The following is a 13,005-nucleotide window of genomic DNA, read 5'->3' on the forward strand; positions in this document are numbered from 1 at the left end:
TTCAAAGGCCAAAGTTTCTATTGGTATGAACTTGGTATGTCGCTATTCTCCCGCGCGCTCCCAAAGTTACCAAGTGAAGGTGCAGAATGCCGTCGTCCCGGGTGGAGATCGGACCAACACAAATTGAACAGGCCGCGGCCGCCGCCTTGGCAGGAACTTACACCTCAGCCGATCCCCTTGTTTTCGCTGATGTCATAGAGAAGGGGTTGTCCCTTCGGATCCAAGGAGGCTCGGCCTCTTGGATATTGAAGTGGAATGGAAAGACAAAGTCCCTGGGGAAGCTGGCTGATATTAAGACAGCGAAAACAGCCAGGGAGAAGGCTCGTGTCGTTCGAGCTATGCTCAAGATTGGTGACGACCCCTCCGCATATATCGCCTCGCGTCATGCTGGGCGGGACCATAGAGCTGCAACTGCGGACATCGAAGCTCGCAAGGCTGCCGAGGCAGGGGAATGGAAATGGCCGGACCTAGTCCAGCGTTACATCGAGGACCACGTCTCACAGCCGAAGAAGAAGCGCTATGGCACCAAGCCTCCTTCGGACAGCTCGATTAAGGACGCCCGTCGCCACCTGACCTTGCCACCATTCGATCGGCTCAAGACCAAGCTTCTCCGCCAGATCGCGGCCGATGATATTGAGGCAATCCGCGATGCCGTTATGAAGGAAAATGGCGGGACCTCAAGCCGCAAGGTCGTCAACTACTCTCGCGCGGCCCTGAGTTGGGCTAAACGCTTCCACAAGGGATCATCCGGCCTTGGTGGAATCCCAGCTTGGTGGACAGAGGTCGAGTCGCTCCACGTAGAGCAGGCCCGGACCCGTCTTCTGACCCTAGAGCAGATCGCGAAGGTTCTCCACATAGCTGAAACGAACCAGGTCTTGCCGAAGCGGCTCAACAACAAGGCGCCTTCGAAAGCAATCCTTGCCGCGCTTTGGTGGATCGTGTTGACGGCCCAGAGGACGAGCGCCTCAATGTCCATCCTAACATCGCACCTGGTCGATGATCCCAATGCCGCTGGATGGAAGATCGTCGCGTTCCCTGCCGGCTCAATGAAGTCGAAGCGCTTTCACGCCCTGCCAATCCCACCCCGCGTGGTCATGATCCTCGATCGCGCGATGGCGGTCCGTCCCAGCTCACAATGGGTCTTTCCGTCGGAGCGAAGAGGCAGGCGTCACAGCCAAGCATCCGAGGAATCGGCAACCTCTAATCCTGCCGACGACATTCACGTCTATGATTCTTCCGTCAATCTACTCATTCGGCGCCTTCGGGGATTGGATGAAATCGGTCGAGCGAGGTCTACGCCTGATCTGTTAGAGGGCATCCCCGATTTCTCCCCCCATGACCTCCGGCGCTCTCTGGCAACGATCTTGTCCGACATGTCCATCCGGGGAGACGCCGCGTCGGCTGTGCTGGACCATTCATCCGGTGTTCCGGGAGGCGTCGAATTCCATCAAGCTGACGTGACACGATTGGTCTACAACCGTTCCCAGCGCCTTGAACTTAAGCGAGAAGCTATGACAGCCTGGACCGAGGCTGTGTTTGCAGCCTGCGACGAGGAATGGGGACTCAACCGGAAAAGCTTGCTCCGCCATCCGACCAGAAACCTGCCTTGGTATCGCCGGAAAGAACTAGAGGTCGCCCGTGAAGAGGCCGCAGCCCAAGCAGCCGCAGATCAGGCGAAGGCAGTAACCTCTCGCATTCCTGTTAAGATCGATCTCAGCAAGCTCAGAGCTTTGAAGGACAATGACGTCGAGCCCGATGACTTCGATGAGGCAGGTTGATGGGGGTAGGCAGTTGCGATCTGAATAGCTGTGATGACGCGCTCATGCGACCATGCCCTTGGTAAGAGCTCACCTGATGCAGTACGGCATCCAAGCACCATCCCTAACATCGTGGAGCACTTCCCTACACAACTTCCCTACTTGAAGGTGAAATCCGTAGGGAAGTTGTGCGTCTGGCGTAGGGTTCCTTGGGCTGAGTCTCATGAGCGCGGCCCGATTGGATCGCCACCGCGGAAAGGGGCTTGTCCTCCGCTTCGCCGACAGTTCTCATCAATAGGAAAGCGCCGGATCATCGGGCTGTGGCGGCCCTCCCCGGCGCTTTCTGGAGCACGAATAGAATGCTTGTCGGCATCGTCCACGTCAAAGTGATGCGAGGGTCCCTGCGGTGACCCGGAGGCCGGGACATATCCCCGGCCAGCCGACGCCCCCTTCTACCCCTGAAGCCAAAAATGTTGACGTTCCGAGCAATGCGGCCGCCTCTCGCTCTCGCGACACGGTCCCTGAATGCGTTCGAGTGTTCGAGACTCGTTGGGCTGAAGCTCAATGGCTGCGCGACGCCATGTCCGGGATCAGGGAACGCCGCCTGTCCGCTGCACCGAGAGACGGTGACACCTTCTTCGCCGACCGAGTGCTGTCACGCCGCGATCTGGTCCATCGGCGCCTGACCGACGGCTTCCAGTGCTTCGGCGAGGAAATTGGCGGGCGATACAGGACGCCCTTCAAGGAGTTTGGCCTCCGCTCGGACCAGAGCCATGTCCTGCGTCGCATCGTTCAGCTCACGCCACGGACGTCGCGCCTCATGAGCGGCCGCACGAAGGACATCATGACCAAGGGCGACTCGAAGCTGCTCAGCCTCGACAATCCCTGGATCGTGATGAACGGCAAGGTCAGGGGCGTCTTCCGGATCGACCTCGATGTCACGTTCCCGTCCTGGGACGCGCTGCGGTACGAGATCGAACAGCTCAGGCTGCCATGCCTACCGCACATCATCGTCGCCTTCGAGTTGCCGGACGGCCGAATCGAGCGTCCCCATGTCATTTACCTGCTGCCTTACCAATCCAGCGTGTGGTTCGACCCCAGCGACCCGCGCTGCCGTCGGGACATCATGAGCCTCTGGCGGGGCGTCCATGCAGGCATCACGAAGGAGTTCCTGCCACTCGGCGCCGATCCCGGTGCCCTGTCGAATGCGATGCGGATCAAGAATCCCCTTTCGTTTTTCTGGTCCTATCGCACCTGGAACGAAACGATCTTCCCGGACCTGTCGGAATGGGCTGGCTGGGTCGACACGACAACGAGCCGGACCACTATGATCCGCGAGAGCGCCGCTGCTCTGTCCGGGATGGAGAGGAAAGCCTCGAACATCCTGTTCACCACGCTCCAGGAGTGGGTGTTCGCGCTGTTGCGAGATCTGCACAACCAGGGTGACCAGATTTACGTCCTGTCCATTGCGAGCAAGGACCGCGATCGTTTGGCAGAGAAGCTGTTCAACACTCTGGTCGGCCGTGCGAGCCAAGTTGCCGACAATCCCAAACAGGCCCAGGCCATCCTGTACCGCGTCACCACCTATGCCGCCGATCACTGGAATGCGAGCCGGGTTGCTCGCGATGCCTCCAAGGACCGAGGGGCCTGCACCCCTGATGTCGACGGAGTGGCTGGGACCGCCAGCCGGCAGGCCATTGGCGGCCGCTACGCCGCAGCCCTGCGTGCCTCGCGCGCTGTTGAAACCCTCCGCTCCGCGGTGCAAACCGCCCTCGCCGAGGGAGCGCCTATCACCAAGTCTGAGATCGCCCGGCGCTCAGGCCTGTCCCGGCCAACCGTCCTCAAGCATTGGGCGGCTGTCGAGTCTCTCATCAAGGCCGGCACCGGTGAGGTGTAAAAGACAGTGTATAGATAAAAAGCAACCCGGCCTTCGGCCCGGGCAAGATCATACCTGCACCGAGCCGGAGAACTGTGTCCCTTCCTGTACCGAGGTGGAACGATGGTCGTTTAAGGGAGTGGTCCCATCACGGGAGAGGACCACTCCCAGACGCGGATCCTTCCCTCGACGGGCGCGGCGGAACAACCGGCGGACGCTTGAAGCCCTTTCCCTTCCCGCCCTCGCTACTTGCCCCAGTCGAAATGCCAGAGACCGGATCGATAGGCGGAATGACCGATGCGGTCAGGTCAGTCGGGAGCACGATGGAATCGGTCTGCACCGCCGGACAGGCGCCCGTTTCAACCTGACAGGTGGCGATCGCCAGCTCAATGTTCGGCTCCGCAACTGGGTCGGCATGTTGATTGTCGGGTTCCCCAATGGGATCCCCAGCCTCGATCACGGCGGCCCCGATGCCCAAACGATCCATCTCACGCACGAACTCAGGCGGGAGCGTTTGCCCGTCCTCAGCCAGAACCGGATCACGTCCCAAGGCCCATCCCAGTGCGGGAAGGACCTCAGAGCGAAGAGCGCTCACGAGGTCATCGACATTAATTCTTTCGCTCCGTTCGAGCGTGAGCAAGGCATCATTGACATCCTGCCAGCGGCCCTCCGGCCATTGGGGGCGATCCTTCCAGGCCTTGCCGAGGTACTGATTGGCTTTGTTCCAAAACTCGCAGCCGGACATGCGTTCCAGCTCAATCCGGAGCCACGTCGCCTCCCAGGCAACAGCCTTCACGAGCTCCCCCTTGTGGAAGCGCTTCTTGACCTTTCCGTCGGGCATCGCTGCCTCGACCTTGGCATGAAGCGCAGTCAGGCGTTCAATCCACTCGTCGACGCTCGTCCGCATGCATCCGGTCAGGAACGCGATCAGCCCCTTCCGCCCGGGTTCGTGGACAGTCTCCTCCACTTGGCTCTTCGCATTCTTAAGAGGGCGGCCGGCACGGAGGATCTGCTCGACGTCGCGGCCGATGAGAGTCTCCCCGGCCTCCAGCCGACTGAAGATCTCGTCGACCACCTCATCCGGTGCGGTCGCCAGCTTGACCAGCGTGGTGGGCTTGATGCCCAAATCCGCGATGCTGTCGCGCCGGCTGCCGAAACGCTGGTGAACCCTGATGTAGTTCCCAGCCGTTTTGGGTGTCATCTGACACTCCCGGGACACCCACCTCTCGAATCCACGGGGCACCAATGCCTTGGCCCGCTCAAGGATCTCGCCGAGTTCGAGGATCTGGAGGTTGGTCTTCCTGGCAATCACAGCAATGGCGGAGGCGCAGCCGCGCAGAGCCTCCTTGTCTGCGATCGAAATGTGCCCGTAGTCGAAGGGTTTGAGATGGTGGCGTCGTGAGGTCAAAGAACTCTCCTGTTTGTCTTGACCCCCACATGAGGTCGAGGTTTCGAGAAAAGTTCCCGGACAGGAGAAAAAATTTAACGAGGCGTTGAGACAGCTCTGACATTACGGGTTTTGTACCGTCAGGGCCCCCAGTGCTGGTCTACCAGTCGGGGACCGGAAGGTCCGGACAAGCTACACGAGCTGACCTCCGCAAGGAGCTGCCGGAATTCTCGGTGTGACCCACAACAGACATTCCCTTAGTCGGGCGAGAGTGATCCGCCGCATCCTGGAAGAAGGCGGGTCCGTTCGGGAGTTGCGGCTGGCTTTGGTGTCAGGGAACACACCGCCGCAGATAGGAACCCCGTGTCATCTTCCCGGGGACATCGTTGACGGGAGACCTGGCAGCCGTGGCGCGATAGACCTGGTCGCGTTGATCCTGAGGCGCTGGCCCTCGTCGCGATGCGGGGACCAGACCTTTGAGAACGCACTCGACAGGCTCTCCATAAGCGAGCCGGCAAGCTTTGCAGCGTGCCTGCTGGTGGAGCTTCGGCTGCGACCGAGGTGTATGATATTAGTGAACGAGCTTGGCCCGTGGGCGTTACCCCCGGGGCTGCCAACCGGAGTACAAGGAAGTGGAGCGGGACCTGGAATCCGCCGATGCCGATCAGGGACGAGCGGAGGAACGGGTACAGGCCTTCCAGCGGAGCGGCGGCCCGTTCGTCGCCGCGGTCGAAGCCACCCGCATGCCCATGGTGGTCACCGACCCCACGGTGAGCGGCAATCCCATCGTTTACGTCAACCAATCCTTCATCGACCTCTTCGGGTACTCCCGCGAGGAGGTCTTGGGACAGAACTACTTCTTTCTGACTGGTCCCGACACTGATCCTGAGGTGGAGCGGCTCATCCGGGCCGCCATGATCGTGGACGAGCCTCTCAACCTTGAGGTCCGGCTTCGGGCCAAGAGCGGCCGAGAGGTCTGGGCAGCCCAGTTCGTCAGCCCTGTTCACGACGACCAAGGCGGTGTGATCCAGCACTTCGCGTCGTTCTGGGACATCACCCGCCGCGTCAGGGCCGAGCGCCGCACCCGGCGCCTGAACGAGATGCTGGAGAGCCGAGTTAGGGAACGAACCCAGGAACTCCAGACCGAACTGGACCGCCGACGTGCCCTGGAAAGTGTCCTGACGGAGAGCGTTCGAGAGAAGGATAAGCTTCTCGGCCAAAGGAACGTGCTGCTGCACGAGATCAATCACCGGGCCAAGAACAGCATCACCATGGCAATCTCGATGCTGCGCCTTCAGATGGTACGCCAGGGCAATCCCGGTGTCTCGGAAGCGCTGGAGAACGCCATTCAGCGGCTCGACCACCTTGCCCGCATTCACGAGCTTCTCTACCGCCAGAACAGCAACGATGTGCAGTTAGTCGACATGGCCGCCTACCTGACGGAGCTATGCCTGAACTTCGGCCATCTCCGGAGCCCGGAGGATCATCGCATTGAACTCACGAGCGACGCGGATGACATTACCTTGGATGTTGATCGGGCCATCAACGTAGCCCTAATTGCCGGCGAGGCGATCACCAACGCTCTCAAGCATGCCTTTCCCGACAAGCGGCGAGGTGCGGTTCGTGTTGGGTTGCATCAGGAAGGAGGTGACGTGCTTCTTTCCATCGAGGATAATGGCGTGGGCCTACCTGCCACTCGGCGCCCAGGGTCCATGGGCATGCGGCTGATCGAAGGCATGGCCCGCAGTCTCAATGGCACCTTGACCATCGAGGGCGAGCGCAGGACGCGGATTGGCGTGCGCTTTCCAGCCAAGCTTGGATCGTAAGACGATCCGGTCGACCAGTGGCATTCCAGTCGCCCTCAGGCGACGATCACCGTGAGGGCAGAGTTTGGCACCAGGCTGACCTAAGCTGACTTCTACCCTAAAGGGACTGAAGCAGACCTTCATACGGCCATGCTTGAAGGCTGTCCCTGGCCGAGGATAGCCACCAGCTCGTCAGCCATTTCCTGAAGGCGTTGGCGGTCAGGTTCCGGGAATTCGCGTGGTTTGGTGTCGATAACGGAGAGGCAACCAACGGCCAACCCGGAAGACGTCCGCAATGGAGCTCCGGCATAAAAGCGAATGCCCTTCTCCAGAACAAGCGGATCGTCGGCGAACCGGGAGTCCTCGGTGACATCTTCGGACACGATCACCTCGTTCGCCGCTACGACGTATGCATCCAACGTCCCGTGAGCGGAGTGCTCGATGGCCTGGTGACTCACGGGGGTACCAGTTGCTTCATCCCTGGAATGGCGGACCTCGTCGGCCAGCGACACGAGGGCGATCGGCGCGCCAAAGGCCTGGGCGACTGTCCTGGAGATCTCTTCGAAGCGCCGTGCGCTCACGGAGGTCAGGCCGAGGTCGTGCAGCGCAACAAGCTGCTCTTGCTCCGTGGCGGGATGGATCGGGGACGTTCCCGCTGCGGATGTCGGGCGCGAGACCCATGCATCCACTTGGTTGGTCCAAGCTTCCAGGGAGCTGAATGCCGCATCAGCCGCCATCTCTTTCGGGAGCGCAAGCGTCTGCTCTGTACTCGGTGCTGGGTTCCAGCAGCAGACCGCGAGCTTCATATGGGGTGCCCGGCGCCGGAGGCGACGGCAGATATACCGGGCATACACCTGCGGCTGCGGGTGGAGATAGGATAGGCAGACGACGTCCACACCCTGAAGATCGAGCTGCTCCAGGGCCCCTTGGCTGACGGCGATTGGCGGCAGGACACGCGCACCAATGCCGCGTTCCCTGAGCACCTGCGCCATCATCTCGGCCGCCGCACGATCAAGCTCCGTGCGCCCGGCCACACAGAGGAGCGACGGCTGTTGCGCCTCATCGGCAGGCGGCAAAAGGTCCTTGCCAGTTCCTGCGTTCGCTTGGTCACCGGAGGCTGCCTTCTCCCGAACCTGGTCCTCGATCTCCCGAACGACACAGATTGCCGTATCGGCAACGAGACGTCTGTAATTGGTGTCCGTGGTGCTGCGTTGGCGGTCGTTCTCTGCCAAGCGAAGAGCGGGGATGGCGACATTGTCGTAGAACTCACGCGAGGAGTGCTCGTCGACGTAGTCCTCGGCCAGTTCGACTGCCTCCTCCAGATTGCCGGCGAGAAGACGCTGATAGAGACGCTCTTCCGGTGCAAGAACCGGGTCGCTGCCCAGGAGGATGCCTAGAAACTCGAGACGCGGCACGTAGCGGCCAATGACGATCAGGCAGACCGTGAGAGGTGTCGCCAGGAACAGCCCGACCGGACCCCACAAGGTCGTCCAGAAAATCGCCGCCATGATAATGGCGAGCGACGACAGGCCTGTGCTGGAGCCGTAGAGCCACGGCTCGATGATGTTGTTGCTGACGAGCTCCGCCAGAAGGAATAGTCCGACGACCCAGAACAGCATGGTCCAGCCGGGATCGACCGCAATGGAAAGGGCAATGGGGAAGAGGGCTGCCAAAAAGGGACCGAGATAGGGAACGAACCGCAGCACTGCGGCGAGCAAGCCCCACAGCACCGCGTTTGGTACGCCGATGAAGTAAAGGGCAAGCCCGATCGGAACCCCGTAGGTCAGGTTCACCAGGAGCTGCATCAGGAGATAGCGGCTGACCCGGGCGGCCGCATCGTTGATGGCCTGGGTGCTCTTCTGGAGATCACCTGCTCCGGCAAGCTTGATGAAGCGGTCGCGCAGATCCTCCCGCTCGAGCAGCACGAAAATCACGAAGATGATGACCAGGCCGGCGGTCGCGAGCGGCGCCAGCAGCGGGCCAACGATAGTCTGGATCATCTCCAGCGGGCGGGGGCCGGGAGGCTCCAGCCTGACAGTGATCGGTTCCTGCGGTGTGCTTCCGCCGAGCGCAGAGCCAGGTGCCTGCGCCGGCTTGTCCTCGGGTCGCCCCTCGCCGGAGATTTCCTTGCCGAGATCCTGGATCGTGGTGGTGACCCTTTCAATAACACCGCCGCCGGTCGCCGACTGCTGCAAAGATCGGATCTTCTGGGTGATGGTCGTCTGGTAAGACGGTAGGTTGTTGGCAAGTTGGACAAGTTGACTGCCAACAACGAAGCCAATGCCGCCGATGGCGATGAAGGCAACGGTGACGGCAATCAGCACCGCGGCGATCCGGGGCAGCTTCAGGCGCCGGAGCCAATTGACCAAAGGCGTAAGCGCAAAGCTCAGGAGTATGGCGAGGGCAAAAGGGATGAAGATGTCTCGCCCGACGTAAAGCCCTCCGATGGCCAGGACGATACCGCCGGCGGTCAGAAGAGGGGAACTCGCGGGCTGTGCAACGGGTGGGGGAAGGGCCGGGCCAGCCATGATACGGTGCTCTCAGCTCAGGTTGCTTACAGGACAACCCAGCCTTGGCTCATTGGATCCGCTCCCCCATCCGAGCGTCGCTTACTGGGAGGGAAATGTAAGCACAACAGCCCGCCAGGCCACGACAAAGACTGGCGGGCATCGATTTGAAATCTCCTGCGTGCGAGTTGAGTATAGTTCGTCTCGCGTCGGAGGCTTGACATTCCAGAGTGCGCCGCGGCGGAACGGCAGCTAATGGCACTTCCCGGAAGTAAACCGAATGTCAGTTCTGGCGGGGCATACTGGACGGTCCTGACGGGCAGCAGATTTCCCGGATTGACCCAAAACTGACGTTCGCTGTCTGGAGCGATATGCTTGGCGCACATAGAGGCTCGTTACACGCGACCCAGTTCGTAAAACAATCAATGAATTCAGCCATCTTCAAGGTCGGAACAAATAAAACATAGATCAATGACAGTCTTTGATTTGTGTGATATCAATGTTTTAGCATCAGCAACCGATCATAGGCGCTGATGCCTGAGAGATCCGTGTGCTCCCGCCTGTCACCCAGGGGAGCGTCATCATGGACGCCACGCACCAATTCACGACTGCAATCCTTATACGCAAGCTGGAGAGCAGCTTCACGCTCACAAGTGACGAGCGTCAGGCTCTCGAAACCTTGCCGATGCAGATCACGGCCATCAAGGAAGGTCAGGACATCGTGCGCCAAGGGGATCGCCCCTCCCGCTCCTGCTTGATCCTGAGCGGCTTCACCTGCACCTACAAGATGACTGGAGACGGCAAGCGCCAGATCCACAACTTCCAGATCCCCGGTGATATTCCCGACCTGCAAAGCCTGCACCTGAAGGTACTGGACAACAGCCTCGGCACCATCACTCCATGCAGCGTCGGGTTCATCACCCATGAGGATCTGCACAAGCTGTGCAAGCGCCACTACCGGATCGCCAGTGCCTTCTGGCGCGAGACCCTGATCGACGGGGCAGTCTTCCGGGAGTGGATGACCAGCATCGGCCAGCGCGAAGCCTACCCCCGCATCGCCCACCTCATGTGCGAGATGCTGGAGCGTCTAAGGGCGGTCGGGCTGGTCAACGGCTATAGCTGTGAGTTTCCGATCACCCAAAGCGAGATCGCCGATGCGCTCGGCATCACACCGGTGCATGTCAACCGAGTCGTAAAAGCCATGCGAGCCGATGGCCTGATTGAGCTGAAAGGCGAGCGGTTGAACATTCCCGATTGGGAGACGTTGAAGAAGGCAGGGGACTTCGATCCCACCTACCTTCACCTGGAGAGCCATCAGGCCGCCGCATGATCCTCACCTTTCAGCCTATGCGTGTTGCAACAGGCTTTGATGAAGAAGGCATGATGGTCCTCGATGAGGAGCAGCGGCTGGTGGCGGTCCTGGTGCGTCTCTCGCACGAGAACGAAGTGGCTCCGGGGCAATGGTACCTGGAGGCCGGCTTTGGCCGCCTGGATGGTGGAAGCCACCCGCTGTTCTCCAACCTGGACATGGCTCGGGATTGGATTGGCCAACGCCTCGCTAGGGAGGCCTAATCAGGCGGTTGTTCTGCGGCGGCTCTGGGCGACGGGTCAGATTCGCCCTATGCCAGGCTGCCGCCAGTGCCTTTTGGCAAGTCCTGCCAATACGCTGAACAGACCCACAATCCAGGTTCAGGAACGGGCTGATCGGAATTACGCCGTCTGTTGCGCTGCCTCAGGGAATGAGACCGTCACCACCAGTCCGGCATCGTTTCTGACATCGATTTGGCCTCGAATCTGTTGGACGAGTGATCGAACTAGGCCGTAGCCGAGCGATCCCTCCCGAAGGCTGAGCATCCCAACCCCGTCATCCCGAACGGTCAGTTCAACCCACCCAGGGCGGCTGCGGTTTGCCCCGACGAGGATCGTTCCCGACCTTGGTGCCGGAAAGGCGTACTTCACGGCATTGGTGATGAGTTCGGTCAGAACGATACCGAGCGGGACCGCCGTGTCGGCATCTACCAGAATACCTTGGTCGATGTCCGCCTTCAGGCTCACGCGGTCATCGTCCCCGGTGATGGGTCGCAAGGCGCCGCACAGATCGGCCACGTACGTCGAGACATCGATGTGCTGGGTCCTTTCCGACTTGCTGAGCAGGTCATGGACCCGCGCCATAGCGTTGAGACGATCCTGAGCCTCCTCGAAGAGGGCTCTGACGGCCGGGTCTGGCTGCCGTCGGCCCTGAATGGCCAGGAGTGAGGCTGCGATGGCCAGGCTGTTCTTGGCCCGGTGGTTGACCTCCACCAGCAGCATCTCCCGCTCGGCGACAAGAGCGGAGAGCCTCTTATTGGCAGCTTCCAGCTCCCCAGTTCTGGCTGCGACCCGTTCTTCCAGTTCAGTGGTCAGCGTCCGCAGGGTCTCCTCGGCGTCGTAGCGGCGGGTGATGTCGAGGTAGGAGAGAAAGTGATTGGTGACGGTGCCCTGGCCGTCATCCACGGGACTGGCGAACAGCATCGCCCGAAACGGGGTGCCGTCCTTCCGGTACTGAAGAATCTCCAGCGTCTCGTCTCGGCCTTTCATGACCGCAGCCTGATAGCGCCGGATGGCCTCCGGGTCGGTGCCTTCGCCGTTCATGAAGTGCGGATCCTGTCCGAGCAGCTCATCCATGCTGTAGCCCGACAAGTCGACGAAGGAGTGGTTGGCAAAGACGATAGGATTGCCGGGCAGGGTGGCATCGGTCACGAGCATCGGCATGCGTGTCCGACGAACGGCCTCGACAAACAGGCCACCCTGCTGCCGTACGGCTTCGATGTGCCGTTCGGCGACGGTTCGCTCAGGGGTGTCTGCCTTGTTCTCCTGAAACTCGTTCATGGCCGATCCGGTGTGATGGGATTGTGGTGGATTATCGGTTTACGCGGCGTTCGGTACAGCCTCTATCATCTGCGAGGTGTCCATCTGCCGAATTAAGGCGATGACAGTGTCGAGCAGGTGGGGCTTGGCGAGGAACTCCACGTCCGCCGGCAGGTCGTCAGGGCCGGGGCGCACCCGTCACGAGGTGACCAAAAGCCCGATTCCCGGCCACCGCTCCCGAACGGGCCGGGCCAGCCCGATGCCGTTCATCGAGCCCGGCATCTCGATGTCGGTGACGACGGCCTGGATATCGGGGCGCGCTTGCAGGAGGGTTACCGCCTCATCCGCGTTCACGGCCTCGAAGACCTTGTACCCGGCATCGTCGAGGGCGTCGGCGAGGAACATGCGGACGAGCGGCTCGTCCTCGACGACGAGGATGACGATGCGGAGATCGGAGTGGGGCATGCGGGGCGAGGCTCTACCGTGTTGCAGGTTCATCGAACAGCAACGGCAGGCGGCTCAGCTTCGTTCCACATCCCTCTGCCAGGTAAAGGCGGACACCAGGGTATCCCGGCCGCGTCGGGGCTGGCCATTCCCGTTTAGCGTCGCGATCACTGTATGGATTGAGGCAGCCCCGTTTGCGGTGGGAGCGCCTGGTTTGATCCAGAAAGGGGGGTTACGCGCAATTCACGGACGATTACCTCACGCGCGTGACATGGGTATCGGTGTCTCTGGAAGCCAGAACGCTAGGCGTCAAATTTAATCGCGCAGCAGTGTCATTTTCGGTAATGAGGCTCACTGCTAAAGTGAGGCTGAGCTTTGACTG

9 protein-coding genes are annotated in these 13,005 nt (G+C 60.9%); 5 read left to right on the plus strand and 4 right to left on the minus strand.

From position 1 onward, the window contains the following. The first annotated feature begins 86 nt into the window (after positions 1–86). On the plus strand, positions 87–1,778 hold the full coding sequence (locus tag LGR44_RS01830; protein ID WP_226736590.1) for a tyrosine-type recombinase/integrase: 1,692 nt from the start codon (positions 87–89) through the stop codon (positions 1,776–1,778). A gap of 385 nt (positions 1,779–2,163) precedes the next feature. Beyond that, entirely contained in the window at positions 2,164–3,654 is a 1,491-nt protein-coding gene (locus LGR44_RS01835; RefSeq protein WP_226736593.1) for a winged helix-turn-helix domain-containing protein, read from the plus strand. Positions 3,655–3,781: 127 nt separating this feature from the next. Here the strand turns inward: LGR44_RS01835 and LGR44_RS01840 are convergent, their stop codons facing one another. Beyond that, positions 3,782–5,041 carry a hypothetical protein gene (locus LGR44_RS01840; protein ID WP_226736594.1) on the minus strand — a complete coding sequence of 420 codons (1,260 nt, stop codon included), beginning with the start codon at positions 5,039–5,041 and terminating at the stop codon, positions 3,782–3,784. Positions 5,042–5,604: 563 nt separating this feature from the next. Between LGR44_RS01840 and LGR44_RS01845 the strand changes: the two genes are divergently transcribed. Next, complete coding sequence (locus tag LGR44_RS01845) at positions 5,605–6,846, plus strand: sensor histidine kinase (protein WP_226736597.1); 1,242 nt, start codon at positions 5,605–5,607, stop codon at positions 6,844–6,846. Between the two features lie 119 nt (positions 6,847–6,965). Here the strand turns inward: LGR44_RS01845 and LGR44_RS01850 are convergent, their stop codons facing one another. Then, a complete protein-coding gene (locus tag LGR44_RS01850; RefSeq protein ID WP_226736598.1) occupies positions 6,966–9,353 on the minus strand; it encodes an AI-2E family transporter in 2,388 nt (795 codons plus the stop codon). 562 nt (positions 9,354–9,915) lie between these two features. On the opposite strand from LGR44_RS01850, the gene LGR44_RS01855 reads away from it, so the two are divergent. Together LGR44_RS01855 and LGR44_RS01860 are read left to right on the plus strand one after the other, a co-directional pair. Then, positions 9,916–10,662: a Crp/Fnr family transcriptional regulator gene (locus LGR44_RS01855; RefSeq protein ID WP_226736601.1), complete on the plus strand. Its 747-nt coding sequence runs from the start codon at positions 9,916–9,918 to the stop codon at positions 10,660–10,662. Further along, positions 10,659–10,904 carry a hypothetical protein gene (locus tag LGR44_RS01860; RefSeq protein ID WP_226736603.1) on the plus strand — a complete coding sequence of 82 codons (246 nt, stop codon included), beginning with the start codon at positions 10,659–10,661 and terminating at the stop codon, positions 10,902–10,904. The genes LGR44_RS01855 and LGR44_RS01860 overlap by 4 nt, the downstream gene beginning before the upstream one ends. Before the next feature lie 138 nt (positions 10,905–11,042). Here the strand turns inward: LGR44_RS01860 and LGR44_RS01865 are convergent, their stop codons facing one another. Together LGR44_RS01865 and LGR44_RS01870 are read right to left on the minus strand one after the other, a co-directional pair. Continuing rightward, entirely contained in the window at positions 11,043–12,200 is a 1,158-nt protein-coding gene (locus tag LGR44_RS01865; RefSeq protein WP_226736605.1) for a histidine kinase dimerization/phosphoacceptor domain -containing protein, read from the minus strand. A gap of 177 nt (positions 12,201–12,377) precedes the next feature. Then, positions 12,378–12,644, minus strand: a complete 267-nt coding sequence (locus LGR44_RS01870) for a response regulator (RefSeq protein WP_226736607.1) — start codon at positions 12,642–12,644, stop codon at positions 12,378–12,380. Positions 12,645–13,005: the final 361 nt, after the last annotated feature.

This window comes from Microvirga lenta (assembly GCF_020532555.1).
Classification (GTDB): domain Bacteria; phylum Pseudomonadota; class Alphaproteobacteria; order Rhizobiales; family Beijerinckiaceae; genus Microvirga; species Microvirga lenta.

Bases quoted from the DNA above. Each gene is read 5' to 3' on its own strand.
- LGR44_RS01830 (WP_226736590.1), top strand. From the start codon at position 87: ATGCCGTCGTCCCGGGTGGAGATCGGACCAACACAAATTGAACAGGCC.
- LGR44_RS01850 (WP_226736598.1), bottom strand. From the start codon at position 9,353: ATGGCTGGCCCGGCCCTTCCCCCACCCGTTGCACAGCCCGCGAGTTCC.
- LGR44_RS01855 (WP_226736601.1), top strand. From the start codon at position 9,916: ATGGACGCCACGCACCAATTCACGACTGCAATCCTTATACGCAAGCTG.
- LGR44_RS01860 (WP_226736603.1), top strand. From the start codon at position 10,659: ATGATCCTCACCTTTCAGCCTATGCGTGTTGCAACAGGCTTTGATGAA.
- LGR44_RS01865 (WP_226736605.1), bottom strand. From the start codon at position 12,200: ATGAACGAGTTTCAGGAGAACAAGGCAGACACCCCTGAGCGAACCGTC.
- LGR44_RS01870 (WP_226736607.1), bottom strand. From the start codon at position 12,644: ATGCCCCACTCCGATCTCCGCATCGTCATCCTCGTCGTCGAGGACGAG.